Origin of the sequence: Pseudoalteromonas piscicida, from assembly GCF_002744175.1 — a bacterium.
Classification (GTDB): Bacteria; Pseudomonadota; Gammaproteobacteria; order Enterobacterales; family Alteromonadaceae; genus Pseudoalteromonas; species Pseudoalteromonas piscicida_B.
Window position 1 is genome coordinate 104,744 of the sequence record NZ_NKHF01000062.1, and the last position, 26,285, is coordinate 131,028.

Genomic DNA, 26,285 nt, shown 5'->3' on the forward strand with positions numbered 1-26,285 from the left:
ATTGAATAAGAAGTTCGTTGTGATCGCAGATGATCACCCCATGTATTTGGAAGCGTTGAGCCTAAGGCTACAATCAGTCGCACCAGATATCACCGTTGAAGCTGTGCAAAACTACACTGAACTGTTTGATTTACTCAATAAAAAGTCATCCTCTATCGACGCTGTTATTGCGGATTTATTAATGCCGCATGGTAACGGCGTTGAAAGTGTCAAGTATCTTTGCGAACGCTTTAGTAATGTGCCGCTATTATTGCTCAGTGGGCAAGATGACTTTGTCACGCGTCAAGAGTGTTTAGATGCTGGGGCAAAGGCTTTTTTATCTAAATGCGATGATAGCGCTGTTTTGGTTGAACACCTCAAGAAAATATTAAAGATTAACAATAGTGGAAATACACCACAGCAACTTGATGCCCTTACTCCCACTCAATATCGAGTATTAAGTCTGATTGCACAGGGGTTATCAAATAAGCAAATTGCCAGTCATTTAGGCATAGCTGAAAAAACTGTTAAAGTTCATGTATCTGCAATATTTGAAAAATTAAACGTCAATAATCGAACTCAAGCAGCGCTGTTATTGAATAAATAATACTGCTGCACACTGCCTTATTACCTTACGGTCAATGCACTGTAAATCCTGATGTCTTCTTGTCTAGTACTATAGTCCTAGAGGGCGGCTTTAGACATATTTCTCAGCCTATTTTTTTGTTCTATCCTCACGCCATGTATTGCGTAAATCGCAATTTTGATTCGGCGAAAGTGTCGATTCACTACGTCCTGTTGGGCGAACAAAAAAATGTTAATCCATTTACTTAGTTATTCGCTCTTTTCCAAACTGAGTTGAGATTAAGTTTACTGTTGAGGTCTTCACTTTGCCTGATTTTAATCACGGGTCACTGTCTTCGATAAAACAAGCGCTGGGAGCTGTTAGTGCAGCAATTGCCATTCCGCTGGTGGCTGTTTGGTTTGCTGAGCTGTCTATTTGGATAAAGCTCTTGGTAAGTTTAATCACGGTGGTACTTTTAACCTATGGTTTCAAAACGCTTGCTAGCTCATGGCAGCACATGCTGTTGATGCAATCACAGGAGCATGACCACCAGCCTATTGATGATAACGTAGCGCTTGCGGCTAACTACCGCGAAGCGATTACTGAACTTGTCCCTCGTTGGGTGGGCATGCAAGATCTCGCTCAGTCTCAACTAGAAAGCAATGTGGTTGAGTTAGTGCAAAAGTTTTCAGATATCCACGGTCGCTTACAACATTCAATTCAAACGTCTGGACAGACAACCAACGCCATGAGTGGTCAGCAAGGTCTGAGCCAGGTTATCGAATTGGCCAATGATGAGCTCGGCAAAATTACCAAAATGCTGCAAACCGCGATGAATAATCGTCGGCAATTGTTAGAAGAAATGACCGAGCTTAATGATATTACCGAAGAGCTCAAAAAAATGGGGGCAGAAGTTGCCGCCATTGCTTCACAAACAAATTTACTAGCCCTCAACGCAGCAATTGAAGCGGCAAGAGCCGGTGAAACTGGCAGAGGTTTTGCCGTTGTTGCAGATGAAGTTCGTACGCTTTCTAGTCGCTCAGGCGAGACTGGGGATAGGATCACCAGACGAATTGACCAAGCGAATGAAACCTTACAAAAAACGCTGCAACGTACCAGCCAATTTGTGGAACAAGATGCCCAACGAATGAACGATGTAGAGCTGGGCATCGAAAAGGTATTGCATGAGTTCCGAGGTGCAGGTGAAGCAATTATAGCCAGTGCCACAGAGCTAGAGCATGAAAGTGAACTTGTCCAGCAGGATGTAGGCGATGTGTTGGTCGGATTACAGTTTCAAGATCGCGTGAGTCAAATTCTTGAAAGTATTAAAGAAGATATGAAGCGCTTTGAACAGCAAATGGAGGCGCACAAACTTGCTCATGCGCAAGGAGGTAGGGTTGAACCTATCAATGTTGCTGCCTGGCTTGCCACGTTAAGTAATACCTATACAACGGTAGAGCAAGCAGCATTACATCGTGGTGATGAGGTGAGCTCACAACCACAAGAACAGTCAGATATGACATTTTTTTAGGAGTAGATATGGCTAAGACCATCATGGTTGTTGACGACTCACTCAGTATTAGACAAGTCGTTGGCATAGCTCTACGTGGAGCTGGATTTGAAGTACTAGAAGCATGTGATGGTAAAGATGCATTGAGTAAATTAACTGGGCAAAAAGTGCACTTGGTCATTTCCGACGTCAACATGCCAAATATGAATGGTATTGAGTTTGTTAAGTCATTAAAACAGCAGCCTGCTTATCGCTTTACGCCTGTGATTATGCTGACAACAGAAGGGGCGGATGAGATGAAAGCAGCAGGAAAGGCTGCAGGAGCAAAAGCTTGGGTCGTAAAGCCATTTAGAGCTGAGCAAATGCTTACAGCTGTCAACAAACTCATCCTTGCTTGAGGGCTAATATGGCCGTTGATGTATCTCAAAAAGCAGATTTCACTATTATCGAATGCTCAGACGAATGCAATATCTTCTATGTACATGCGTTGTATCCGAGCTTTCAAACTGTGGTTGATGCGCAACCTAGTAAGGTCATCGTTGATCTCACTTCAGTGCAAGACATCGACACTGCGGGGCTCCAATTACTGCTATGGCTTAAAAAGCAGCTCCCCGCATCGAGTGAATTACTTATTACCACTGGAGATAATCAGCCGGTACTCGACTTTATGTCACTGTACCAACTCAATACCCAGTTAAGTCATTTAGTCGAGGACAAAGCATGAATCTTGAGCATGCTCAGCAACTATTTATTGGTGAAGCCTTTGAATTATTGGAGGAGATGGAGTCACTGTTGCTCGATGTTGAGTCACAAGACGCCCCAATTGAGGAGCACATCGACGCAATTTTTCGTGCCGCACACACAATAAAGGGTTCCGCAGGGTTGTTTGGTTTCGATGAAGTTGTGCACTTCACCCATAACGTCGAAAGTGTGTTGGATAAGGTCAGGGCAAAGCAGCTGACTTTTGATAGTGTGCTGGCCGAACTCATTCTTGATTGCCAGAATTTCATGTTACAGATGATCAAGAACCTCGATGAAGGCGGTAAGGAAAATGATAGTGGACAGGCACAACAACTTACCCAAGCATTGACGGGCTATTTGGGTGAGCAGGCGCTACAAGAAGATGATTTTAGCCCTGCGCCTAATACAACAAAAGCTTCGCCGGATATTTGGGTTATCGATATTCAATACGACCATGAAGTGTTCAAAGATGGAATGGATCCAGCCTCGCAACTTAAATTCTTGCAATCTTTTGGGCAGCTATTAGATGTCACTATTACACCACATTTCCCCAGCGGTGATTTTGATCCCGAGGTCTGCTATCTGGCAGTAGAGTTACTCTTCGAAAGCAGTGCTGGGCGCGCCCAAATCGCTGAAGCGTTCGAGTTTATTGAGCCTAGTAGTGAGGTCAAAATCACCACTTTTAAGGATATGCTTGAGGTGCTAAGTCATTATCCTGAACAGGTGGATGCACTGAAAAGTCGCTTATCTCAGTGTGGAGTGTCGCCAGCGGAGCCTGAGGAAGCAATACAGCAACCAGCACTCACAACGAACACGCCGCCTACTGAATCGCAACACCCAACCTATGATAATGCCTCTCCTCCCTCCCCCTCTATCGAACCGCAAACAGCTAAAGTATCAAAATTCAAATCGCTTAAAGTGGATGCAGATAAACTAGATGTGTTGATCACACTGATTGGTGAGCTGGTAACTGCTGGTGCTGAAAATGAGGTGATTGTCTCTGAATTGGGCGATGAGCGGTTGGATGAATCTTTTTCTTCTATGATAGCGTTAGTCGAGCAAATTAGAGACAGCGCGCTTTCGTTAAGAATGGTGCAGATAGGTGAATCATTTGGTCGCCTTAAACGTATCGTACGAGATGTTTCAAAAGAGTTGAAAAAAGAAATTCACCTTGAGGTTAAAGGGTCTGAAACCGAGCTCGATAAGTCGATGGTGGAAAAGCTGACCGATCCGTTGATGCATATCGCTCGAAATGCCATTGACCACGGTATAGAAGCACAAGAAATTAGAACACAACAAGGTAAGTCAGCTAAAGGTCACATCACTCTCAATGCGTTTCATGAAGCAGGAGCCGTGGTAATTGAGGTTAAGGACGATGGAGCCGGCCTAGATCCAGAAAAAATTAAGACCAAAGCACTGGAAAAAGGGCTAATTTCACCACAACAGAGTTTAACCACGGAAGCCTGTTACAACCTTATTTTCGAACCTGGTTTTTCTACCGCGGCAAATGTCACCAACTTGTCAGGTCGTGGGGTTGGAATGGATGTTGTAAAACGCAACATTGAAGAACTTCGTGGTCAAATAACCATTAATAGTGAGCTCGGACAAGGTAGCACCTTCCGGATCCGTTTACCGCTCACACTCGCCATTATTGACGGCTTTCATGTATCAATTGCTGATTCCGACTTGGTGATCCCAGTTTCCATGATCCAAGAGTGCCTGTCCTTTGACTGCGAAAGCCTTCCCAATGATCGTAACTACTTTAACCTTCGTGGCGATGTGCTGCCGTTTATACGCCTCAGAGACATTTTTTCAATTAATGAATCTACCATTGAGCAAGAACATATCGTAGTGGTGCAGTTTGGCGACAAGCGCGCTGGACTAGTTGTGGATAATTTGCATGGTGAATTACAAGCCGTGATTAAACCGTTAAACAAGATGTTCCGAGCCATTAAAGGGGTGGGTGGCACCACAATCTTAGGTACGGGAGAAGTGGGGTTTATTCTCGATGTGCCACAGCTGATTGAGTTTGCCGTACACCGAGAGGTTAAAAAGTGCACCGAGCCGCAATTGAAAATAAATAGGATAGATTATGAGTGATCTGGCTATCGCGTCTGAAACTAACGGTCAGTACGCCCAATATTTAACGTTTGTCCTCAAGAGTGAGTACTACGGCATCGCCATTAACTCGGTAAAAGAAATCATCGAGCATCGTGCCATTACCACGATCCCCCTGATGCCCGAGTTTGTAAAAGGTGTGCTGAACCTGCGTGGAGAAGTAGTGCCTGTGATTGATCTTAATATGCGATTTGGCAAGTCGCCGTCAGAGGTGTGTAAGCGCAGCTGTATTGTGATTGTTGAAATTACCTACGAGCAGCAAATCGTCTTGCTCGGCATAGTGGTTGATGCAGTGAATGAAGTACTCGACATCACCGCGAGCCAAATAGAGCCACCACCAACCTTCGGCGCCAAAATCCGAGCTGAGTTTATTCATGGTATTGCCAATATTGAGGAGCAATTCATCGTGTTACTCAAGATGGAAAAAGTATTGTCTGTGGACGAAATGGCCGCGTTAATTGAGCGCGCTATTGACTAATTAATAGTGCAGCGCAGCAGCTATCTTTTACCGTTTGCTGTGGATGCACTCGAAGAGATTGAAATATTAAGTGGATTACACCTTATGTTTAAAAATTTAAAAGTAGCTTACAGACTCGCATTGCTTGCCGGTGTGTTGATCGTATTAATTATTGCGATAGGTATTGCTGGTATTAGTGGGATGAAAAGTGAACACGACGCCATGGAAACCGTCTACAAAGACCGAGTTGTGCCGCTCAAAGACTTGAAAATTATTGCGGATAAATATGCTGTTAATATTGTTGATACCGCGCATAAGGTTCGCAATGGATCAATGGATTGGAGTACAGCTATTGAGAATGTTGAAAATGCAAAAAAAGTGATCAGCGCAAACTGGAGTGATTACCTAAGTACCGAATTGGTAGCGCAAGAAGTTAAGTTGGTTAAAGAAATTAGACCCCTATTGGAAAAAGCCGACGCCTCTGTGGATACCTTATTGGCAATCTTAAAACGCAACGATCAAAGCGGGCTCGAATACTTCATTATTAACCAATTATATCCGGTTATTGACCCTGTTTCAGAGCGTTTTTCTCAACTCGTTGATGTCCAGCTAGTCGTTGCCGAACAAGAGTTTATTACTTCGTCACAAAGCTACGAGAACACACTTATCTTTAATAGCATTGCGATCATCATTAGTATTCTCGCCAGTGTGTTAATTGGGGTTGTGATCACCCGCTCTATCGTCAAGCAATTGGGGGGAGAGCCAAGCTACGCAGAAGAAGTGGTGAGCCGTGTTGCTCAAGGTGATATGACGGTAGAGATTCAATTAGCAGCTAATGATAACTCCAGTATGTTGTTTGCCATTGCGCAGATGGTGAATCGTTTATCAGATGTTATTAGCCGTGTGCGTTCAGCTACGGACAATCTTTCTTCAGCGTCAGAGCAGATGAGTGCAACGTCGCAATCATTAAGTCAGTCGGCCTCAGAACAAGCCGCAAGCGTGGAAGAAACCTCCGCGGCGATGGAAGAAATGAGTGCATCAATTAGCCAAAACAATGAAAACTCAAAAATCACAGACGGCATTGCAGAAAAGAGTGCAACAGATGCAATCGAAGGTGGTAAAGCGGTTAAGCAAACGGTTGAAGCCATGAGGCAAATTGCAGATAAGATCAGCATTATTGATGACATTGCATATCAAACAAACTTATTGGCGTTAAATGCTGCAATCGAAGCTGGGAGAGCCGGTGAACACGGCCGAGGCTTTGCTGTGGTCGCTGCGGAAGTTCGAAAATTAGCAGCCAGAAGTCAGTCTGCCGCACAAGAAATAGGTGAAGTAGCAGGCAATTCAGTTGCCCTTGCGGAAAAAGCAGGTGATTTGCTAGAAGAAATCGTTCCTTCAATCCAGCGCACCGCAGAGCTGGTGCAAGAGATTGCTGCTGCGAGTGCTGAGCAAACCAACGGTGCATCCGAAATCAACACCGCAATTTCTCAAATTACGCAAGCCACCCAGCAAAATGCCGCCGCCTCGGAAGAGCTCTCATCTACTTCTGAAGAGTTGACTAGTCAGGCTACGGATCTACAAGATGTGATGACATTTTTTACGGTTGATGACAAAGCCTTAACCAATCCAAGAAACATGACTAAACCGCTCTCAAAGCTGCCAAAAAAGCAAGAGAAAACCACAAAAACCGAAGTGTTAGACGATGACTTTGACTTTGAGAACTTTTAAGTAATGCCTTGAAGGTTTATCGCTTGGAGAAACGGTATGCAGTACATAGAAAACAGCAGCTTTGAGCAACTTCAGCAGTGGTTTTATGAATCAACAGGCATTCTGTTTAATGATTCAAAGCGTCCGCTCGTTAGTGGTAGGTTGCAAAAGCGTATTCGTCAGATGCAGCTTAACAACTTGGCAGAGTATTTTGAGTTGCTAAGACGAGATGAAGCTGAGCAGCAGGTTGCCATTAATTTGCTCACAACTAACGAAACCTACTTTTTCAGAGAGTCAAAGCATTATGACTTTTTAACGTCTGATGTATTACCTGCACTCACCAAACAAGAAAAAGTCAGCGTTTGGAGTGCGGCCTCTTCAAGTGGGCAAGAAGCTTATAGCATTGCGATGTTAATGGCTAAGCAATGGGGGCTATTCAAACCGTGGCATATACACGGGACAGACATCAATACTCAAGTATTAAAACTAGCTCAGCGCGGCGTCTACCCCATTGATGCCAGTGAGAAGATCCCAGCTGATTTACTAAAGCGTTATTGTGTTAAAGGGAAAGGAAAAGACACTGGCTTTTTTATGGTGATGCCGGATCTAAAAAAGCATGTGACGTTTAAACAAACCAACCTGTTGAAAGTCAATCCAATCCAATCAAGCTACGACGTTATCTTTCTACGTAATGTCCTTATTTACTTCAATATGGATGAAAAGCTGCAGATTTTAAGTAATGTGCTTAATCATTTACGCCCAGGGGGCTGGCTATTTGTAGGGCACTCAGAGAGTGTTACGGGTTTTGATACCAGACTGCAGCAAGTTAAACCTGGATGCTATCGGTTTATTGTATGAACAAGCGTACGGTATATATCGAGCCTGGAGACTTTGCTGCGGGTTTGAAGCTCACCGACAGTTATAAAACGATACTTGGCTCTTGCGTCAGCGCCGTGTTTTGGGAGCCAAATACGCAATTTTTCGCGATGTGTCACTTCTTGTTGCCCAAAGCGCCTGCCGTTCAAACTGGACAGCTTGGACGCTACGGAAACCAAGTGCTACCTGAAATGTTGCGGTTAGCTAAAGGTGCCAGCGTGGAGCTCAATGATATGCAAGTTTACTTATTCGGTGGGGCCAGTAGCGAAAAAACACGGGGTTTGGCGGAGCGTTTTAAAGTGGCCAGCAATAATCTGAGGTATGCCCTGCGGTTTGTGGAGCATTACGGTTTAAAACTAGTGCATCAGGATATTGGTGGGCATTGTGGAAGACGCGTACTGGTTGATGCGAACACGGGGGCGTTTGCCTGCCAAATGGTAGAGAGTGCTGAATATGGAGTAGCCTATGGCCAGAAAAATTAAAGTATTAATCGTTGATGACTCAGCGGTTGTGCGCCAAGTATTGCAAGATATGCTACTGGGGCAGAGTGATATTGAAGTTATCGGTGCGGCAGCCGATCCCTATATCGCGGTGGATAAAATGCGCGGTAACTGGCCAGATGTTATTACTTTAGATGTTGAAATGCCACGTATGGATGGTATTACCTTTTTACGCAAGATTATGGCTAAACGTCCTACACCTGTTGTGATTTGCTCGTCATTGACAGAGCAAGGGGCACAAACAACCATGGAAGCACTGTCTGCCGGAGCGGTAGCGATATTTACCAAACCGCAGCTCGGTGTGAAAAGCTATCTAAAAGAAGCCAAAGCTGAGCTGCTTGAAGCTATACGCAGCGCCGCGAGTGCAAAAGTGAAGAAGCTCGATATCGCCCCCTCTGTAGGCCAGGTAAATACGTCCAGCGTATCTAAGCGTCCACGTAACCAAGCGATGACTAAAACAACAGAGCGAGTTATTGCTATAGGCACCTCAACTGGGGGCACAACCGCCCTTGAATATATTCTAAAACCTCTTGCTGCGGATACGTCAGGGATCGTTATTGTGCAACATATGCCTGAAAAGTTTACTGCTGCATTTGCGGCGCGCTTGAACGGTATTTGTAAGATTGAAGTTAAAGAAGCTCAGGATGGCGATCGGGTTCGTCCCGGTCGGGCCTTGATAGCTCCAGGTGGTCAACACTTAAGCTTGACCCGAAGTGGTGCATTTTATTATGTCAAAGTTAAGCCGGGCCCTGCCGTTAATCGCCACTGTCCGTCTGTCGATGTGATGTTCCGTTCTGTTGCTATGGTCGCCGGTCACAATGCGTGCGGCATCATTTTAACAGGAATGGGAGCCGACGGTGCAAAAGGCTTGCTTGAAATGCGAGAAGCTGGCGCGCATACCGTGGCACAAGATGAGCAGTCATCTGTGGTATTTGGTATGCCTAAAGAAGCCATCAAGCTTGGCGGCGCAGCTGAGGTTATTGCACTGGAGGAAGTACCCATGTTGATTAGCCGTCAAAGTAGTTCTGTTTAGGGGGATCGTATAGTGAGTGAAATTTCTGTATTAATTGTCGAGGACAGTGTCGGGCAAAGACAATTCGCTCAAGATATGTGTATTGGTTTAGGTTTCGTCAAAGTGGATGTTGCCGAGAATGGCCGTGCCGCACTGGAGAAGGTTGAGCGCTCACAGACGTGTTTTGATATTATCATTTGCGACTTAGAGATGCCGGATATAGATGGAATCGAGCTACTAAAATTGCTGTCTGAGCAAAGATGCCAATCAGCCTTTATTATTGTTAGTGGCAGAGAGATGGGGTTGATCTCCGCGGTGGAATTACTTGCTAGCAAACAAGGCCTCTGGGTTTTGGGATCGGTTAAAAAGCCTTTGCTGCCTTCTAGTTTTGAAAAGCTTTTAGACCGCTATTATCACAATAAAGGAAAGTGTGGACTGGTATTACCGCAAGAGAACAAATGTGACGTTAAGCTACAAAAGCTTCGTCAAGCGCTGGCTGAGCGCAAATTTTCATTACATTATCAACCTCAGATAGATATGCAAAGCGGTCGGCTTTGTGGGGTTGAGGCGCTAGTGCGCTTACCGCTCGACGGTGAGACGGTTTTTCCCGGAGACTTTATTCCCCTCTGTGAAGAAAATGGCTTGATTGACGAGCTCACTCTTGAGATCTTGCGATTGGCGGTTGAGCAGAAAAAGCGCTTTACCGAATTGGGACTCGATATTCAAATATCGGTCAATATCTCTGCGGTTTCGTTTGATAACGAGCGTTTTACTGATGAAGTTATGACGTTATTCAACGATATGGGAGCTGATGCGAAACGTATCACTTTGGAAGTAACGGAATCGTCTGTGATCAAGGATATTGCAAAAGCATTAAATGTGTTGGCTCGTTTACGCTTGATTGGTTGCGGCTTGTCTATTGACGATTATGGCACGGGGTACTCCTCGGTAAAGCAACTGTCTGAGATCCCTTTTACTGAGTTGAAGCTAGATCGTAGCCTAATTGAGGGAGTCGCTATTAAGCCGCATATTCAAGCTATTTTTGAAAGTACCTTATCCATGTGTAACAAACTAGGTATTAGCTTAGTGGCAGAAGGGATAGAAGTTGGTGCTGATTGGGAATATTTAGAGATGAATGGCTGTCATATAGGACAAGGATTCGCGATGGCGCCACCTATGGCTGCTGATGATCTTTTAACTTGGATTAAAAATGGTATGCATCCATTCAACAATGAGCTTGAAGGTAAAGTGCTAATACAAGCTTAAAACTGTAAAGCCCCTTGCCATTTTTTCTGAGGGGCTAATTAACCTGAACTTTGCTTAGCAATCTGTTCTCTAGCAGCTGTTATTCCTTATTACTGCGTTAGATTTGCCTGCAATAAGTTAGCGATTGACGCACAAATTTGTCTTGTATTAAGCAATAGCTTCTGGCTAGAGTGATACTAAGCTTTTGAGTTTAGATATTTTAATTGGTTAACTAAGCTCTTATCTCGAGCCTGGTTAATTATTTTTTAAAATCGCGAATAGGTGATTGTCGTAGAAAATACCTTGCTTAAAAATGGCTCGTTTTAAAACCGCTTCTTGTTCAAAGCCTGACTTTTGCAACAGCTTCATTGACGCCACATTGCCATCAAACACAGAAGCAAAAATCCGCTCAATTTTTGATTCAGAAAATACGACTTTGATCAGTTTTTGAATGGCAAAGTGTGCAACTCCCCTGCGCCAATGACTTTTTTCCAGCCAGTAACCTATTTCACCTGAGCGTTCATATTCAAACTCTCCGGGCGTAACACCAATACACCCAATCAGCAGATCTCCCTCACAAATTGCACGAATATAACCTAGTTTGCTCCCTTCATTAATCCACCAAAGAGCGTCTTGCTCTGTATAAGGCTGCGGGATTTTAGTCGACAGATATCTAGTAATGTCAGGGTCGTTCAGAATTGCTATGAGGCGAGCTTTATCACTGAGCTGAAATGACCGTAATGTATACAAGCTACTTTCCTTAATAATGGGGTTAAGTAAAAAACCTGAGCTTCGGATAATTAATGCCTTTCTAGCAGCCAGTTTTAGCGCTAACTGTGTTGAATTCACTTCCAGCTATTGGTGCGTAAATTCGCCTTGCCTACAAGGGGGTAGGTACCAGGGCGGTAGCAGAACGCGAGGGCGAGATTATCCCAAAACTTTCTGGCTGGATAAGAAAATAATTTTATGTGATTTTAAAAACAATGAGTTAACGCATGCCTTATCCAAACCTTAGGTTAAAAAGCTATCAATAACTTAGCACGCACTTTTGCTGCGTACAATACATCTTGTTTTGTGGTTAAGTTGGTGAAACGAAACGGTGTTTATATTTAGCACCCTAAGGTGTTACCTTTCACGTATATAATGATTTTTCACTACGTAGTCTAAGTACCTAATGGCATTTACGTGTTTAAATTTAAGCGGTGCGTTTAATTCAGTAAATAAAGGTACACCACCGCCAAGCAAGATTGGAATAGTAGTAATAATAAGCTCATCGATAAGGTCTTGTTGCAAAAAGCTCTGAATGGTTTTGCCGCCATCAATGTAAAGGTTTTGATAGCCAAGCTGAGCCAGTTGTTCGACGATGTCAGTGAGCTCACCTCGCACAAGCGATACTTTATCAGCAATACTTTTAGGCACCGTTTTCAAGGTGTTACTCAATACAAAAACGGGCTTCTTGTATGGCCATTCGCAATCAAACCCTTGGATGGTTTCAAAGGTATTGCGTCCCATAATGATAGCATCAATTCGTGCCATAAAGTCGGCAAACCCTAAATCTAGTCCTGCTGGGTTGGGGATCTCATGTAGCCAGTCAATACGATTATTTTTATCCGCGATAAAGCCGTCTAGACTTGCCCCGATATAGACAATGTTTGCCATGTTTTACTCCAATTGAACTGATGACCATTTCAAGATAAAATAAATTCTACTGTGTAGATTTATTTTATCTTAGCGAGCACAAAGAATGAGTGTCAAGGAAAAAAGGCGTGGCCGCCCTCTGGCTGATAGTGAAACATTGAGCCAAGCACGGATCATAACAGCGGCTAAATTACTGATGAAAGAAAGTAAAAAAGTTCCCAGTATCAGGGCTTTGGCTAGCAACCTTGATGTCGATGCGATGGCGATTTATCACTACTTTAAAAACAAACAGGCTTTGCTCGAAGCTTTGACCTGCTCTTTAGTTGATGAAATATATGAACCTAGCTGCGATGAACAGTGGCAAATAGAACTACAAAAGCTCAGTGCAAGTTATTTACAGCTACTCGACGACTATCCAGGGTTGTTAACTGTGCTGCTGTCAATAGAATCAGTAGGTCCAGCTCAAGTATTTCAAACTCGATTTGAAGAAGTGACTCAAACGCTTAAATTACAGGGACAGGCACAACAAGATGCGATTTGCTTACTCGTTGATTATTTACATGGCGTAGCACTTGCAATGGAGTGTAACCCAGATAGAGAAGCGTTAAATGTCTCGATGACAAGCGGTGCAATTGCACTAATTTGTAAAGCGATTGAGGCTTAAGTGTCATTGCGTTGTGGCGTTGTAAAGGGGCATTACAAAGTGTTTAGGCGAAGTAGCAGTTAGGGGCGCTTGAGATAACGGTTTGGAGTGGTGCCGATTATTTCTTTAAAATCTCTTATAAGGTGGGACTGATCGGTATAGTCCAACTGAGCAACAATGTCTGCCATTGTAATCGCATCAGATTCAAGCAGTGCAAGCGCTTGGTGCAGGCGATACTTTCGAATTAGCCATTTGGGACTAAAACCTATGTAGTGTTGGCAGAGCCTTTGTATTTTTCGTATTGGCATATCGCAGTGTTCGGCCAGTTGCTCAACCGTAAAAATATCGCTGTGATCTTGCAAAGTGTTGAGAATATCTTCAGCCATAGCTGCACCTGTGCTTAAGGGGAGTGCAAACGGCATTAAAAATTGTGATAGCACTGTTACCCGCTCTGCATCATCACTTGCCGTCGTTAATGAAGAAATCAGCGAACTTGACGGCACATCGCAAAGATGCTCCAAAGAAAAGGTTTTATCGACACATGCCAAAGGGGTGATATCAAATTGCTCTACTAGGGCACCTACCCTAAATTTAACCCCCAAGATCTGCCCTTTTCCATGCATTGTGTAATCGTATACTTTGCTTACAGGACCAATAATTTTTATTTCATCGGTACTTAGCAGTAAATGAAAGTTGGGATCTGGTAAGTTTCTTTGTGTATGGGCTTTATTATCCGGCAAACACCAGTCGACAAACCAAAATTGCTCAACAAGACCTTTTAACTCTGTGCATGGGAAATACCGTCTAAGTTGGTAGTTTGGAGCGCTTTGTTGTTGGTGGAGTACACCGTTGACTGGGCTAAGGTTAGATTTCATCGCTGCCTTGTTATGGATAGAGCTTATTGTTTGTTGTCGCGTTTTTACAATACCAATTTTAAATTGCGTGCTAGATTTAAAACAAGCTGCATGAAACTGCAGAGCAAGGTCAAACTCTTCTACTATAAAATTAAGGGAAATGCGATGCAACTAACAGGTGTGTACGAAATTATCAATTGGCAAGAAACCACAGAAAAACAATTTGATGATGGTGCTAAACTCTCCAAAGCTGTGGTTAATCTTGATTATATTGGTGATATTCAAGGTAGTAGTGAAGTGTACTACCAGCTTCATTATACAGAAGAAGGTGATGTTGAGTTTAATGGATTTGAAGCTGTCACAGGGCAGTTTTTGGGACAGCAAGGTAAAGTTGTGCTGATGCATGATGGACGCTTTAAACAAGGGAAAGCGATCAGTAACTTTACTGTAGTGCAAAGTGATGTCACATCAGTCACTGTGGGTGACAAGGGCTCATTTGAGTCCACTGAAGGAAAGAATGCGAACTATCAGATAGTGTCAGCGCAATAGTGCAAAACCCAGCGCTAGGCTAGGTATCGATATCTTCTAATGTCTAGCGTATGGAGTGCATCTACCAACTCAGCGAAATGGCTAATCACCACATCGGCCTGCTTTGCATAGTCAGGGATACCATTTGGTGCATATAAACATGACGGCATATTAGCATTACGTGCCGCCTCTATGTCGTATCGATAGTCGCCAACATACACGCACTGGTAAGGCGGCACTTGCCATGTTTGGGTTACTTGCAGTAATGCCGTTGGATCTGGCTTTGCTGGAGCGTCATCCCGAGTTAAAAGCATCGGGATCGGGAGTTCTGCTAGCTTGAGCTTTAAGCGAGCCGCCTTTGCGAAGTTCCTAGTGACGACCGCAAGCGGTATGCCCATTCTCGACAGCTGTGCAATCGAAGCTCGCACTCCTGGCAGCACTTCACAGTGTTGCGCATCGCATAGTTCATGCTGATGCACAATATTCATGGCCTCTTCACGCATGTACGGTGATGGTAATTCGGCAATAAAGCTAAGCAAATCTTGTCCAGCAGGACAGCCTATTTGTGCTCGGATAATCGAAAAGTCGAGTTCAGATGTCACTAAGGTGCCGTCTAAATCAAAAATGATGCCTTGAACCGGTATCCTATCCATTTTTATATCCTTTGGTTTCGCATGTGTACTGCGCAGCCCTAATTAAAGGTAGATACGTAATTCAGGTTTGTAAAGATCAAGTCGATGGAGTTTTGCTTTTGCAAGGTGAGAGGCTCACTACAAGTGCAGCGAGCCTAAGTTTACATACATTATGCGAGTTTTCGAAGCAATCCTTGGGTATTTTGCTTCATCGTATTTGCTACCATAAAGTAGCCTATAGTAGCGACGAATGTCGCGCCCGTTGCTGGTCCTAAAAGCCAAATATAAGGGTGTAATCGGCCATCGACATCGAATACTTGCATTTGGATCACCAACAGGGCAATGTCACTGACGACGGCTGCAACCAATCCAGCTAATGCGCCAAGTAATAAAAACTCATAGAGCGTAGCAAGTTTGATTAAGCGACCTTTAGCGCCCAGCGTACGTAAGATAACGATTTCTTGCATACGTTCAGCAAGGCTTGCCTGAACCTGTGAAATCAGTACCAAAGAGCCACTAATTAGCACAATACTCAATACAAAGCTTATTGCCAATGAGACCTGAGAAATCATCGACTGCGCCTGTTTGAGTCTACTTTGAATGTCAATCATGCTGATGGTGGGATAGTCTTTTAGGAACTGGCTGATCACTTTAGTGTCTGTCGCTTCAAGCTTAGCTGCAGTAAAATAAGTCACAGGAAATTGACCTGCAACCTTATCGTTAAAGATCATCACGAAGTTAGGCTTTAATGAGCCCCAGTTGACACTGCGTAAACTGGTTACTTTTGCCTCAATCGTTTGGCTATTGATTAAGAAGCTGAGTGTATCTCCCACTTCTATCCCTACTCGCTCAGCAAGCCCTTGCGACACTGAAACCTGAAGGTGATCTGAGTCGTCAAACCATTCACCCTTCACAATTTCATTGCCCTCAGGCAGCTCGTCAAGCCAGGTAAGATTAAGCTCTCGCCCTACCCCTTCTCTAGCATCTTCATCTTTTTCTTCACCTTCTTGCAACGAAACTCGTCGGGCAAACGCTTCACCATTGAGTGCATTTACACGCCCTAAAAAGACTGGGTAAAAGTGCTCATGAATAATACCCTGTTCATCAAGTTTACTTTGCATGGGCTGGATCTCTTGCTCAGCGATATTGATAAAAAAAGCATTGGGGGCATCTGGTGGCACTTGCATCTGCCAGTCAGAGATCATGTCGTTTTTTAATACCACCAAAAACAGCATCAGTTTTATCGCTAAAGCAAAGCTAATAAGTTGTACCGCGTTTGCATTTGCCCGTTTTTGCAGTGTAGCAATAGCAAGTGACCAACTAGAACCTGGGCTTAAGCCAAGTTTCCGGCCTGCTGAAAAGAACAGGCGTGAAATAACATAAAGCACCGCCATAAGCAGTAAGGTTGCCCCGAATAAAATCGCTGTGATCTTAATGTCGCGGCTGAATAACCACATCAATCCAAAAATGGTCAATACGGAGAATGACAGGTGGATCCGGCTAATGGCAAGCGTATCTCCTAAATTACGTCTTAGGACACGAAGGGGGGGAATATCAAACAAATCTAGCAGCGGCTTGAGTGAGAACATCATGGCACAGATCACGCCGACAGCGATACTGAGTAACCAAGGTCTAGCCCCTGCTTCCGGTAAGGTGGTATCCATAAAGGAAACCAAATAAGACGCGCCAACACTTTGCAAACCATATCCTATGGCTAACCCTACTATGACCGAAAAGCAGGTCACGAGTGAGAGGTGCAACAGATAAATGCGACGGATAGTTGTTCGGCTGCCACCCAAGGTTTTCATCATCGCCACAGGGTCATATTGACGTTCACAATAACGCTTGGCCGATACCGCCATTGCAACTGCTGCGAGCATAATGCCAAATAATCCCGCAAGGAGCAAAAAGCTTTCCGAGCGTGCCAAGTTTTCGCCCAGCGGTGATTGCCTATCCTTTATTCCTTGCCAAGACTGGTTGCTCTTTAATTGCGGCTTGAGCCATGTGTAGTATTCGCCCAACTGCTGCTCTGAACCGGAAAATAGTAATCGATAAAACACTCGGCTACCGGGCTGAATTGCTTTTGTGACGGGAATATCATCAAAGTTAATGAGTACGCGTTTATTTCCTGCAAGAGAGAAAAACGGTGCATCAGGCTCGTTCATAAGCACTTTACTTACGTTAAACTGCCCTGCCCCAATTTCAACTGTATCGCCCACTTTCAGGCCAAGTGAATAAAATAGCCCTTCACTAAGCCATACATTGCCTTTTTTGGGTGCGGCTTGTATCTGATAGCTCTCTCCTTCGAGGGTGTCCTTTAAGGTGAGTTGGCCCCTAAGTGGATAACTGTCTGTGACCGCTTTTAACGAGCCAAGGACCAATTCATCGTTGGCAAACAACATGGAATCAAAGTAAACCTGCTTGGCGGTGCTTAAGCCAAACTCTTGAGCCGTGGTCAGTAGCCTGTCATCGAAATCATGGTTACTTGAGAGCCTTCTATCGGCGGCAATAAAATCGGCGGATTTTTGTTCGATATTTAATCGGATACGTTCAGTGATGGAAGACAAGCTAAACACAGTCAGCACTGCAAGAGCAATTGCTGCTAAGATGATGGTAAGCTCGCCTCGCCTAAACTCTCTAGAGAATAAAGTGAGTGCTAACTTAAACCACATTTGCTGTTGCTCCTTGTTTGATTACTTCCAGTTTGCCAGCTTCAATATGAATAATGCGATCACATTGTTGAGCGAGCTGTTCATCATGGGTGACCAATACTAAGGTTGTGCCATTTTCTTTGTTTAGATCGAATAATAATCGCTCAATTAGGTGGCCATTTTTACTGTCTAGATTGGCCGAGGGTTCGTCGGCAAAGAGGATTTTTGGTTTGCCGATAAACGCTCTGGCTATGGCAACACGCTGCTGTTCTCCCCCTGAAAGCTGTGATGGATAATGCGTTAATCGGTGTGACAAGCCAACCTTTTCTAATAATTCTGTTGCTTGATTTTTAGCGCCTTTATCCCCAGCTAGTTCTGCAGGGAGCATAACATTTTCAAGTGCTGTCAAGCTTTGCACCAGCATAAATGATTGAAAGACAAAGCCGACCTTTTCAGCCCTTAGCTGAGCTCGAGCTTCTTCATTCATTTTTTGTAAAGACTCGCCATCTAAATGAACTTCGCCTTTCGAGGCGATATCTAGGCCAGCAAGCAGGCTAAGTAAGGTTGACTTACCAGAGCCTGACGCACCGACAATGGCGACAGACTCTCCTGACTTGACAGTGAAATCGATATCACTAAGGATAGTAAGGTTACCTTCGACGGTAGAGACCTGTTTAGTAAGGCCTTTTACTTGGATCATATTTAACTGAGAAAGCACTGACATGAAGTACTATTTCCTAAAGTTGTTGTTCATACTTGTTATTGTCATGGCGCCATTAAGCGCAAATGCCAAGCAAAAACTCATGATAGTTGGTGATAGCTTAAGCGCCGCTTATGGCCTGAAACAAGACGATGGTTGGGTTAAATTGTTACAAAATAAATACGAAACAGAACAAATTCCGATCGAAATTATCAATGTTAGCGTCAGCGGTCAAACTACAGGTAACGCTGTGGCAAAGATTGCGCAGCAATTAGAGCGCATTAAGCCTTCTCATGTGTTAATAGAGTTAGGCGGTAACGACGGGTTGCGAGGCTTCCCTATCAAAAGGCTAAAATCGAATCTAACGCAACTAGTTGAATCCAGCCAAAATTCAGGTGCTAAGGTTGCAGTTATGGAAATCCATATTCCACCTAATTTGGGTCCTCGTTACACCGGTATGTTTACCCAAAGCTATCAACAAGTCACAGCAAAAACAAATAGTTACCTCATGCCCTACTTTATGTTGGAAATTGCTAACAAGCCAGAATTAATGCAAGACGATAATCTACACCCTAACAAAGCCGCTCAGCCTCTGATCCGAGATTTTATGTATCAAGCAATCGATAAGTGGATAGAAAAGTAAATAGAGATTATACGTTGCTTGTCTTCGAGCACCTGGCTGCGCACAAAAGTAAAAAACCCGCACATAGTACGGGTTTGGGTGTGTTTTAGTTTGAAATTTGCAGGTATAACCTAGCTAAGTAAATCGTGATTACTTAAAGTTTGCGATGCTGGTTTTGGTCGCATTCACCGTTTTCCAAGCATATGATTGGCCTACGACACCGTAAGGTACGCCACTGACGTTCCAATTTGGATTTGCAAAGTAATCGTATTGCGTTGCATTACCAAATACATGTGGATAAGCCATGATACTTGCGAAGTTATCTTGTACGCCATGACCCATACCGTCTACGTATACACCACCGCGTGTGTCACCTTGTTTGCGCGAGTGCGCTAAACCTTGGTTATGGCCAAGTTCATGAACAAAAGTGGTCGCACCACAGTCGATACCTGTGATACTAAACATACGGTTACTCATGCTTGAATAAAGATTACCGTTAGTGCCTTGACCAACCCATGCTAAACCACATGTAATGTAGTTGCCATTACGCTCCCCTGTACCGAGTACCGCAACCATGTCTGCACGCCAAGTGTTGCGAAGATTAGCTACATAGTTGCTGTTTGTGACAGAGTCTAACCAAGCACTTGTTGGCGTGATATTATGGTTACCTAGGTTTTGGGTACCCGCAAGGCGCAACTGCAAGTCGATGCCATTTTGGCTGTAAACTTGGTTTGTAAATGCAATCAGTTGATTGATTTTTGTATTAATGTTTGATGTTGCAGCCGCTGATTGGTCAGTATAAAGAATACCAATATCAACGGTTACTGCAGATGCGCTTGCGGATAGAGCGAGTGCTGTTGCCAGCGATGCTACCTTTACAGTTGTTTTCATGTTATTTCCTTTCTTTTTAGTTAACGTTACTTTTGGGTTTAAAAATATCTTTCTGTACAGACACTGAGTTGTGTTGTGTTTCGTCGTGATTATCGTGCGGGTGTAGCTCTTCTTCTTGGTGCGAGCGGTATAAATCTCGCTTGGCCGCAATCCAACCGTACTGATCTTTAGATTCAAACACATAGTTGCCACTAGGTGCTGTGAGCTGACCATATACCGCATCTTTCCCCACAGTTAGTACCGTGGTGTGAAAACGCCCATCGGCGCCTGTGACTTTACCAAATACACTTTTATCGCCATTTTCAGCCAGTGATATCCCCGTCACTTCTGCAACGAAGGACTCTTGAGTTTGAGGGATAAGCAGCTCAAAATTGTCACCGCCCTCTAGGTTTCTCAGCGAAGTAAGATCAAACTCAATATAGGCTTCGTTACTTAAATCTTTTGGTAACACCTTAGCTGCTGTAAGCACAGCCTTAGCCTTATTTGATATTTTATTGACCGCATAAAAGTCATTATTGCCCGCGACCTTTGTTGTATTTGCACTTTGCTGAGGTGCTACTTCTATTTCCTCTTCAATAGAAATAGGCTTAGTGTCGATGTTAGGAGTATCTGTTGTTGTCTCGACTATGTGTGTTGAAGAAGGTGTTGTTTGCGGCATCATTTTCCAAAAGGCGATACCAATAAAACCGACCAGCAGAGCGACAATAAATAAGCGCATAGTTCACCATGAAGACGTTAAAAGTTGGTAAAATAATATTCATGGAGTTGTTTTTTTATCAACTTTTAATTTACCTTTGTTTTTCTAATCACTCGAGCATTATTAAATATCTGCATGATATGTATGCATAAATTTCATTAACAAATCTTTACAAAGTGAGGCGCTGTAATATGATAAAAGGTACGATTGTCAAACTTTTGTAACTTTATTGTGCTTTGTGGAAGTGTTTGATTAATTTGGCTTTATTTTGGAAGGTAATGAGAGGCTTAATGTTAAACTACGTATGTTCTTGATTTATAAATCTAACAATTTACCAAGGAATAGAAATTTTATTCATAGTCCAGAGGCTTGATCTGGGTATTTAGCCATCTGTTTTACAAAGTGAAGCTTAACTTGGTTTAGCAGCTTTTCAGGATCCGTCTTTGTGGTTTTTTCAATGGCGGGCATGACTACAAAGGTTTTTGTACGATAGTCTATGGCCATTGGTACGATAGGCACTTGGGCTGATTGTGCGATGTAAACAAACCCTTTTTTCCACTCAGGCGTGTATTTGCGAGTTCCTTCTGGCGCCAACCCTAAGATGAGCTTGTCACTATTAGCAAAAATATCGCGCACTTGTGCAACCATGCCATGGGGAGTATCGCGCCTAACAGGAATACCTCCCCACTTTTTTAACAGCCAGCTGAAAGGAGGTATAAAGATAGTATGTTTACCCAAAAAGCGAATTTCAACGTCGAGCGCAAGCTTTACTGCAATACCGATAATAAAATCCCAATTTGAGGTATGTGGTGCAACCGCAGCAATAAACTTGTCTGCGTTTGGGAAGTTTCCCTCAATTTTCCATCCCATCAGTTTGAGTATAGTTTTGCCTACCTTTTGTCCAATAGCACTCTTTGAGCGGGGAGTATTGGGGGGAAGTATGATCACAGTAATGCCCTTAACGATTGTTGTTATCAAGTTATGAAGGAGTGAGCTGGTATTTTAATAAAACCTTATTATGGTGCTTCAAGTCAATGATTAGTTTGGTGATATGCATTGATGGATTGGCTGCCACGTGTAATTTGGGTTAAATAAAATATCTCTCGTGTGGCCGCTCAGGTTGGGATTCTGCAGCTTTAATATCTGTCTTTCTTCAAATTTTGCTTTGGCAATCGCTTCTCTGGTAACTGGATGGCTAAAAAATAGTTTATCAAACGAACCATCCTCAATGGCCTTTTTTAATCCATAGGTTAAACGGGCCTTTAGGCGTTCGTTATCTTTATTGACGAAAAAGAACATTGCGGTGGGATAACAAAATGCAAACCTCGACTCTACCACTGCATTGTCAATGGTATGCAGTTCGGTCCAAGGTTCGTGTAACGCTCTTGGGAATAAGTCGAATCGCTTTTCTTCAAGCATTCTGGGCAGTGAGGTCGCGATACTTGTCACGACGCTAAAACCGTTTTTCTCGTATATTGCAGTGTCAGGCCAGTCAACTCCACTGCCAATGGTGAGGTTTACTAGCTGCGCTGGTGAGTCTATTGAAGCGAGCTTGTTGACCATATCTTTATGGATCAGTAATAAACGAGCTCCCATCATCCCCTTTAGTAGCGGTATGTAGACGGTTGCTAAACGCTTCTCTCTTTGAATTGATGTCATACTCCAATGGACATCAAGTAGCTCGCCTTGTTCTAAGATTTCAAGCGTTCGTCCTTGTGGTGTTTGATCGAAAGAATTTTCAACCAGTTGATAAGCACCATATTGGTCCCTGCTCTTGTTCAACGCGAGTCGGAGTAGCGCAATGTAATAGTCTTGTTTAGGATCCGAAAACTCTTTTGAAATATTATAACGGACTAAATCGCTTGCAAACACGGGAGTTGAAATGAATAAAATGAAGAGTAAAAATTTTATCATTGAGGTGATCATTCCTTTTCCTCATTTTATGTACTCAATCTGTGCCTTTGTTGTTGAGTAAAAGCTGAGTGTTATTGGTACTATTAAGGTCATAATCTAACTTTAGCTCAGCTTAGTGAACAAAAAAGGTGCCGAAGCACCTTTTTACTAAAATTCTTGTTTTAGAATGTAATGCTAAGCCAGTCGTCGCTGCCATCGAAGTGAAGAGATCTGACCTTTCCCTTACCCTCAAAGTTAACTAGGTTTACTTGGTCCTGCCACAAATCTCGAAGCGCCGTGTGGCGCATTGTGATCCCTGCTATCGGTGAGAACAGCGGGGTTTCTTGATAAACCCAAAAGAATTGACCATCAATTTCAGAGCCGACGAGGTGTAAAGGGAGCACTTTGCCTTCGTTTGTTTTCATCGCAAAGCGCCTATCGACATATTCTGCAAAACGCGCTCTGTCGGAGGCGTTATTAAATATATCAGCATTTTGGCTAAACAAGCTTTCTACCGCATGCTCGGTATCATGAAGGTAAAAACGATGCATGATTTCGATGTTGCCACTACGTTCGTTGAATAACACAGTGGTAACAGCCGCTTTAAGCTGGTGTGCCTGACAAAGCGGTGAAATTAGTACCAATAAAACGGCAAAGAGCCATACTTTCATTAGTTATCCTTGTTCTTTTCAAGTGGTTTCAGTTCAGCTTTCACATCTTGCATGATATCGCGGTACACTTTACCTTCTCGTGCTTTCTTTTTATAGAGCTCAAGGCGAGATTCTATAATGCGTCTTGGGTAGTGGTTGTTTTCGATATCGACATCGGCGGTTTCCCACCTAGGATCAACGGTCACAGATGCTAGTGGCTTATCTTTGTCAGTAATAATAAGCTTGCTGACGTTACGGGCATTGCGGCGCCAAATCTCGGCAGGGATTACGTGCTCTTCTTTGGAACCATCTTGGTAAGTGAGCTCAAGTAAGATTGGCATCACGAGTCCGCCAATATTGCTAAACTTAAGTACGTAATAGTTTTTGTCTTCTTTTACTGCCCGCTCAAGGGTACGCTTTTCCCAAGGCTTAAGCTCGGCTAAAAACTCTCGATACTCATTTCGTTCTTCATTAGTGACTGTGAATTGGTCGTTGTGATCGTAAAAGTCCGTTATGTCTTTGTTTTTATCAATCCAGAGAGCCCGTCCCTCTTCTTGATTACGCTTGACGAATAACGACATCGGCTTGCTCTTTTCAAACTCACGGAGACGACCAAAGTCGATATCGGGGTTTTTGGTGTCTAGCCTTAATTGGTAGATTTTATCGAGCGAGATGTCAACATGGTCTGTGGTGTAAAACCAGCCACGCCAAAACCAATCTAAATCGACACCAGACGCTTCTTCCATGGTCCTAAAAAAGTCAGCAGGTGTTGGGCGTTTATATTTCCAGCGCAGAGCATATTCTTTAAATGCAAAGTCGAATAGTTCACGACCTAAGATCACTTCACGCAGAATATTCAGGGCTGCTGCTGGTTTGGTATAGGCATTTGGGCCTAAGTGCAATACGCTGTCAGATTGTGTCATTATTGGGGATTGATCTTCGGACTTCATGTATGCGGTGATATCCCTTGGCTCTACTCCCCATGGAATCGTAGGGTCCCATTCACGGCCAGCGACACCATCTAAAAAGCTATTGAGGCCCTCATCCATCCATGTCCACTGGCGCTCGTCTGAATTGACAATCATCGGGAAGTAGATATGCCCTATTTCATGAATGACTACCCCAATTAAAAAGCGCTTTTCGGCTAGGGAGTATGTGCGTGTGCCATCATCTTGTAGTTTTGTGCGAGGACCGTTGAAGGTGATCATGGGATACTCCATGCCGCCTACGGGGCCATTCACTGATTGTGCGGTTGGGTATGGGTAATCAAAAGAGAAGCGGGAATAAACTTCCATAGTATGAATAACAGCTTCGGTGGAATATTTTTTCCATAGCTCTCCACCCTCTTTGGGGAAAAATGACATCGCCATTACCAGTGGCTGCTCGTCGCCGCCTTGCTGATAGCCTTTAGCATCCCACATGAACTTGCGTGAAGAAGCCCAAGCAAAGTCACGCACATTTTTGGCTTTAAAACGCCATGTTTTGGTGTCGTCGGTGCCTGCTTTTTCGTTTTCTAGTGCTTCTTCTTCGGTGACCACGAATACAGGACGTTGCGCTGTTTTAGCTTGCTCGAGCCTGTCTCGCTGAGTTTTGCTCAGCACTTGTGTTGGGTTGTCTAGTTCACCTGTTGCTGCAACGATATGATCGGCAGGCACTGTGATCTCAACATCGTAGTCGCCAAACTCTAAAGTGAACTCTCCACTGCCAAGAAATGCCTTGTTAGTCCAAGCTTCGTAATCGGTGTAAGCCGTTAGACGAGGAAACCATTGTGCGAGTAAAAAGATGTCGTTCCCGTCTTTCTCAAAGTGTTCATAGCCAGAACGTGCACCAACCGCATCCTCCTCAACGATATTAAAGGCAAAGTCCATACTAAACTGTACGTCTTTGCCTGGTTTTAGTGGCTGGTTTAGATCTATGCGCATCATTGTATCGACGATGGTCATTTTGAGCGGCTTACCACGACCATCTTTGATATGACTAATTACAAAACCAAGCTCAGTGTCATCCATAAATTGCTGACGCCTAAGTTGGTTTAGTGAAATTTTTGCATGTTTTGCAACTGGATTACTCTGTAATTCCTTCCCAAACGTTGCCGAACGCTCAGCTATCGAGTCGTTTTTAAAGATATTTTGGTCTAGTTGCAGCCATAAATATTTGAGCGTATGAGGTGAGTTGTTTTTATAGTGTATGGTCTGCGTAGCCGTTACCCTTTTGGCTTTTTCATCCAAGTTTACGTCAATATCATAATCCACTTTTTGTTGCCAATAGCGCTCTCCGGGTTCACCGGCTGCGCTGCGGTAGATATTTGGGGTAGGTAGGGTTTCGTCTAACTGGCGAAATTTATCTTCAAAGTTGCCTTTGGTTTGTGAAATGGCACTGGCGTTTGCAAGGTTGGATAAAGCAATAGCGACCAGTAGCGGTATGGCACGTGTTGATGTTGTCATTATAATATCCTGTTTTATCTTGCCAACGTGTTGACCGATAAAGCTTTTTAATTCAATTTGATACTGGGCGTAAACCCAAGCAGCCTGATTCTCCAGCTTTGGGATAAATAAAGCCTTCCGAGTGTCAATAAAATGACAAATAAAAATGTAGAAATCAAAGTTTTGAGATAAAGTAACAATTAATGCCTGTGACTGATTTTTGTCAATTTTGCATATTTTTTACACTTTTGTTTTTTATAGAGAAAATGACATATTCAGAAAAATTAATTTGTATGCCAAAAAGGTATTTTGCAGGGTTATTGTCTACATTTTATAAATAAATAAAGAAATCAAAATTAGTTGTTGATATTGACCTAACTTTGTCTTTAAAATCGCGCACTTTACAATCTCTGGGTAAAACTGGCGTTAGTTTTGCTCTGTACTAAATACCCGTTTAGCGAATCGAATGTGGTGGGCAGTATGGATTTCTACATACTAAAAAAACAAGAGAAGTTTGTTGCAATTCCTGCAGACGAACAAAACTGTAAAGATTATTTAGATGACGGCTATTTTTATATTGATAAAGTAGCTGCCTGTAACGAGAAGTCGGCGATTAAGCGTGTGCAAGATAAGCATAGTCGTGTTTTTAAGTTACCCGCTAAATTCTTTTTACTTGCATTACCAGTGATCATGTTTGCTTGGTGGCAATTAACCCATTAAGCGAGCAAAGCTTTAATATTCGCAAGACGAATA

26 protein-coding genes and 1 pseudogene are annotated in these 26,285 nt (G+C 43.4%); 15 read left to right on the top strand and 12 right to left on the bottom strand.

The annotated features are described in order from the left end of the window. Position 1: 1 nt before the first annotated feature. The 11 genes and pseudogenes from CEX98_RS23465 (at position 2) to CEX98_RS13925 (ending at position 10,731) form a co-directional block, all read left to right on the top strand. On the top strand, positions 2-586 hold the full coding sequence (locus CEX98_RS23465) for a response regulator transcription factor (RefSeq protein ID WP_099642653.1): 585 nt from the start codon (positions 2-4) through the stop codon (positions 584-586). A gap of 862 nt (positions 587-1,448) precedes the next feature. After that, positions 1,449-1,679, top strand: a pseudogene (locus CEX98_RS23600) (methyl-accepting chemotaxis protein); the annotation flags it as partial. A 404-nt stretch (positions 1,680-2,083) separates the two neighbouring features. Then, positions 2,084-2,452, top strand: coding sequence for a response regulator (locus CEX98_RS13885; RefSeq protein ID WP_099642655.1), 369 nt, complete (start codon positions 2,084-2,086; stop codon positions 2,450-2,452). Between the two features lie 8 nt (positions 2,453-2,460). Next, the gene (locus CEX98_RS13890) at positions 2,461-2,778 is read left to right on the top strand and encodes an STAS domain-containing protein (protein WP_099642656.1); all 318 of its coding nucleotides are present in this window, start codon (positions 2,461-2,463) and stop codon (positions 2,776-2,778) included. Next, positions 2,775-4,895 (top strand): chemotaxis protein CheA, encoded by a 2,121-nt coding sequence (locus tag CEX98_RS13895; RefSeq protein WP_099642657.1) that lies wholly within the window; start codon positions 2,775-2,777, stop codon positions 4,893-4,895. Before CEX98_RS13890 ends, CEX98_RS13895 begins: the two co-directional genes overlap by 4 nt. Continuing rightward, positions 4,888-5,391 (top strand): chemotaxis protein CheW, encoded by a 504-nt coding sequence (locus tag CEX98_RS13900; protein WP_099642658.1) that lies wholly within the window; start codon positions 4,888-4,890, stop codon positions 5,389-5,391. The genes CEX98_RS13895 and CEX98_RS13900 overlap by 8 nt, the downstream gene beginning before the upstream one ends. Before the next feature lie 84 nt (positions 5,392-5,475). Then, positions 5,476-7,098 (top strand): methyl-accepting chemotaxis protein, encoded by a 1,623-nt coding sequence (locus tag CEX98_RS13905; RefSeq protein ID WP_099642735.1) that lies wholly within the window; start codon positions 5,476-5,478, stop codon positions 7,096-7,098. A 36-nt stretch (positions 7,099-7,134) separates the two neighbouring features. Next, positions 7,135-7,935, top strand: coding sequence for a CheR family methyltransferase (locus tag CEX98_RS13910; protein ID WP_099642659.1), 801 nt, complete (start codon positions 7,135-7,137; stop codon positions 7,933-7,935). Further along, positions 7,932-8,435: a chemotaxis protein CheD gene (locus CEX98_RS13915; protein WP_172439773.1), complete on the top strand. Its 504-nt coding sequence runs from the start codon at positions 7,932-7,934 to the stop codon at positions 8,433-8,435. The genes CEX98_RS13910 and CEX98_RS13915 overlap by 4 nt, the downstream gene beginning before the upstream one ends. Beyond that, complete coding sequence (locus CEX98_RS13920; protein WP_099642661.1) at positions 8,419-9,486, top strand: protein-glutamate methylesterase/protein-glutamine glutaminase; 1,068 nt, start codon at positions 8,419-8,421, stop codon at positions 9,484-9,486. Before CEX98_RS13915 ends, CEX98_RS13920 begins: the two co-directional genes overlap by 17 nt. Positions 9,487-9,498: 12 nt before the next feature. Next, complete coding sequence (locus tag CEX98_RS13925; protein ID WP_099642662.1) at positions 9,499-10,731, top strand: EAL domain-containing response regulator; 1,233 nt, start codon at positions 9,499-9,501, stop codon at positions 10,729-10,731. Positions 10,732-10,965: 234 nt separating this feature from the next. Here CEX98_RS13925 and CEX98_RS13930 read toward each other — a convergent pair whose 3' ends face one another. Then, entirely contained in the window at positions 10,966-11,460 is a 495-nt protein-coding gene (locus CEX98_RS13930) for a GNAT family N-acetyltransferase (RefSeq protein ID WP_099642736.1), read from the bottom strand. 375 nt (positions 11,461-11,835) lie between these two features. Further along, positions 11,836-12,369 carry a dihydrofolate reductase family protein gene (locus CEX98_RS13935; protein ID WP_099642663.1) on the bottom strand — a complete coding sequence of 178 codons (534 nt, stop codon included), beginning with the start codon at positions 12,367-12,369 and terminating at the stop codon, positions 11,836-11,838. 85 nt (positions 12,370-12,454) lie between these two features. On the opposite strand from CEX98_RS13935, the gene CEX98_RS13940 reads away from it, so the two are divergent. Further along, on the top strand, positions 12,455-13,012 hold the full coding sequence (locus tag CEX98_RS13940; RefSeq protein ID WP_099642664.1) for a TetR/AcrR family transcriptional regulator: 558 nt from the start codon (positions 12,455-12,457) through the stop codon (positions 13,010-13,012). Positions 13,013-13,071: 59 nt separating this feature from the next. Here the strand turns inward: CEX98_RS13940 and CEX98_RS13945 are convergent, their stop codons facing one another. Beyond that, complete coding sequence (locus CEX98_RS13945; RefSeq protein ID WP_242441704.1) at positions 13,072-13,866, bottom strand: helix-turn-helix domain-containing protein; 795 nt, start codon at positions 13,864-13,866, stop codon at positions 13,072-13,074. Between the two features lie 144 nt (positions 13,867-14,010). Between CEX98_RS13945 and CEX98_RS13950 the strand changes: the two genes are divergently transcribed. After that, the gene (locus CEX98_RS13950; RefSeq protein ID WP_099642666.1) at positions 14,011-14,394 is read left to right on the top strand and encodes a DUF3224 domain-containing protein; all 384 of its coding nucleotides are present in this window, start codon (positions 14,011-14,013) and stop codon (positions 14,392-14,394) included. A gap of 14 nt (positions 14,395-14,408) precedes the next feature. On the opposite strand, the gene CEX98_RS13955 is transcribed toward CEX98_RS13950, so the two are convergent. The 3 genes from CEX98_RS13955 to CEX98_RS13970 form a co-directional block, all read right to left on the bottom strand. Then, entirely contained in the window at positions 14,409-15,026 is a 618-nt protein-coding gene (locus CEX98_RS13955) for an HAD family hydrolase (RefSeq protein ID WP_099642667.1), read from the bottom strand. Between the two features lie 149 nt (positions 15,027-15,175). Then, a complete protein-coding gene (locus CEX98_RS13965; protein ID WP_099642669.1) occupies positions 15,176-17,677 on the bottom strand; it encodes an ABC transporter permease in 2,502 nt (833 codons plus the stop codon). Beyond that, complete coding sequence (locus CEX98_RS13970) at positions 17,667-18,380, bottom strand: ABC transporter ATP-binding protein (protein WP_099642670.1); 714 nt, start codon at positions 18,378-18,380, stop codon at positions 17,667-17,669. The genes CEX98_RS13965 and CEX98_RS13970 overlap by 11 nt, the downstream gene beginning before the upstream one ends. Between CEX98_RS13970 and CEX98_RS13975 the strand changes: the two genes are divergently transcribed. Further along, positions 18,379-18,999 (top strand): arylesterase, encoded by a 621-nt coding sequence (locus CEX98_RS13975; RefSeq protein ID WP_099642671.1) that lies wholly within the window; start codon positions 18,379-18,381, stop codon positions 18,997-18,999. The genes CEX98_RS13970 and CEX98_RS13975 overlap by 2 nt on opposite strands. A gap of 129 nt (positions 19,000-19,128) precedes the next feature. On the opposite strand, the gene CEX98_RS13980 is transcribed toward CEX98_RS13975, so the two are convergent. From CEX98_RS13980 to CEX98_RS14005, 6 genes are all read right to left on the bottom strand, one after another. Continuing rightward, on the bottom strand, positions 19,129-19,869 hold the full coding sequence (locus CEX98_RS13980; RefSeq protein ID WP_099642672.1) for a reprolysin-like metallopeptidase: 741 nt from the start codon (positions 19,867-19,869) through the stop codon (positions 19,129-19,131). 16 nt (positions 19,870-19,885) lie between these two features. Then, positions 19,886-20,587, bottom strand: coding sequence for a hypothetical protein (locus CEX98_RS13985; RefSeq protein WP_099642673.1), 702 nt, complete (start codon positions 20,585-20,587; stop codon positions 19,886-19,888). A gap of 333 nt (positions 20,588-20,920) precedes the next feature. Next, complete coding sequence (locus CEX98_RS13990; RefSeq protein WP_099642674.1) at positions 20,921-21,514, bottom strand: 1-acyl-sn-glycerol-3-phosphate acyltransferase; 594 nt, start codon at positions 21,512-21,514, stop codon at positions 20,921-20,923. Between the two features lie 90 nt (positions 21,515-21,604). Continuing rightward, positions 21,605-22,480, bottom strand: a complete 876-nt coding sequence (locus CEX98_RS13995) for a hypothetical protein (protein WP_242441705.1) — start codon at positions 22,478-22,480, stop codon at positions 21,605-21,607. 161 nt (positions 22,481-22,641) lie between these two features. After that, on the bottom strand, positions 22,642-23,130 hold the full coding sequence (locus CEX98_RS14000; protein WP_099642676.1) for a DUF6702 family protein: 489 nt from the start codon (positions 23,128-23,130) through the stop codon (positions 22,642-22,644). Beyond that, the gene (locus CEX98_RS14005) at positions 23,130-25,553 is read right to left on the bottom strand and encodes a M1 family metallopeptidase (RefSeq protein WP_099642677.1); all 2,424 of its coding nucleotides are present in this window, start codon (positions 25,551-25,553) and stop codon (positions 23,130-23,132) included. Before CEX98_RS14005 ends, CEX98_RS14000 begins: the two co-directional genes overlap by 1 nt. A gap of 459 nt (positions 25,554-26,012) precedes the next feature. Between CEX98_RS14005 and CEX98_RS14010 the strand changes: the two genes are divergently transcribed. Next, a complete protein-coding gene (locus CEX98_RS14010) occupies positions 26,013-26,252 on the top strand; it encodes a hypothetical protein (RefSeq protein WP_099642678.1) in 240 nt (79 codons plus the stop codon). The last annotated feature ends 33 nt before the right edge of the window (positions 26,253-26,285 follow it).

Bases quoted from the DNA above. Each gene is read 5' to 3' on its own strand.
- CEX98_RS13885 (WP_099642655.1), top strand. From the start codon at position 2,084: ATGGCTAAGACCATCATGGTTGTTGACGACTCACTCAGTATTAGACAA.
- CEX98_RS13890 (WP_099642656.1), top strand. From the start codon at position 2,461: ATGGCCGTTGATGTATCTCAAAAAGCAGATTTCACTATTATCGAATGC.
- CEX98_RS13895 (WP_099642657.1), top strand. From the start codon at position 2,775: ATGAATCTTGAGCATGCTCAGCAACTATTTATTGGTGAAGCCTTTGAA.
- CEX98_RS13900 (WP_099642658.1), top strand. From the start codon at position 4,888: ATGAGTGATCTGGCTATCGCGTCTGAAACTAACGGTCAGTACGCCCAA.
- CEX98_RS13905 (WP_099642735.1), top strand. From the start codon at position 5,476: ATGTTTAAAAATTTAAAAGTAGCTTACAGACTCGCATTGCTTGCCGGT.
- CEX98_RS13910 (WP_099642659.1), top strand. From the start codon at position 7,135: ATGCAGTACATAGAAAACAGCAGCTTTGAGCAACTTCAGCAGTGGTTT.
- CEX98_RS13915 (WP_172439773.1), top strand. From the start codon at position 7,932: ATGAACAAGCGTACGGTATATATCGAGCCTGGAGACTTTGCTGCGGGT.
- CEX98_RS13920 (WP_099642661.1), top strand. From the start codon at position 8,419: ATGGCCAGAAAAATTAAAGTATTAATCGTTGATGACTCAGCGGTTGTG.
- CEX98_RS13935 (WP_099642663.1), bottom strand. From the start codon at position 12,369: ATGGCAAACATTGTCTATATCGGGGCAAGTCTAGACGGCTTTATCGCG.
- CEX98_RS13940 (WP_099642664.1), top strand. From the start codon at position 12,455: ATGAGTGTCAAGGAAAAAAGGCGTGGCCGCCCTCTGGCTGATAGTGAA.
- CEX98_RS13945 (WP_242441704.1), bottom strand. From the start codon at position 13,866: ATGAAATCTAACCTTAGCCCAGTCAACGGTGTACTCCACCAACAACAA.
- CEX98_RS13950 (WP_099642666.1), top strand. From the start codon at position 14,011: ATGCAACTAACAGGTGTGTACGAAATTATCAATTGGCAAGAAACCACA.
- CEX98_RS13955 (WP_099642667.1), bottom strand. From the start codon at position 15,026: ATGGATAGGATACCGGTTCAAGGCATCATTTTTGATTTAGACGGCACC.
- CEX98_RS13965 (WP_099642669.1), bottom strand. From the start codon at position 17,677: ATGTGGTTTAAGTTAGCACTCACTTTATTCTCTAGAGAGTTTAGGCGA.
- CEX98_RS13975 (WP_099642671.1), top strand. From the start codon at position 18,379: ATGAAGTACTATTTCCTAAAGTTGTTGTTCATACTTGTTATTGTCATG.
- CEX98_RS13970 (WP_099642670.1), bottom strand. From the start codon at position 18,380: ATGTCAGTGCTTTCTCAGTTAAATATGATCCAAGTAAAAGGCCTTACT.
- CEX98_RS13980 (WP_099642672.1), bottom strand. From the start codon at position 19,869: ATGAAAACAACTGTAAAGGTAGCATCGCTGGCAACAGCACTCGCTCTA.
- CEX98_RS13985 (WP_099642673.1), bottom strand. From the start codon at position 20,587: ATGCGCTTATTTATTGTCGCTCTGCTGGTCGGTTTTATTGGTATCGCC.
- CEX98_RS13995 (WP_242441705.1), bottom strand. From the start codon at position 22,480: ATGATAAAATTTTTACTCTTCATTTTATTCATTTCAACTCCCGTGTTT.
- CEX98_RS14000 (WP_099642676.1), bottom strand. From the start codon at position 23,130: ATGAAAGTATGGCTCTTTGCCGTTTTATTGGTACTAATTTCACCGCTT.
- CEX98_RS14005 (WP_099642677.1), bottom strand. From the start codon at position 25,553: ATGACAACATCAACACGTGCCATACCGCTACTGGTCGCTATTGCTTTA.
- CEX98_RS14010 (WP_099642678.1), top strand. From the start codon at position 26,013: ATGGATTTCTACATACTAAAAAAACAAGAGAAGTTTGTTGCAATTCCT.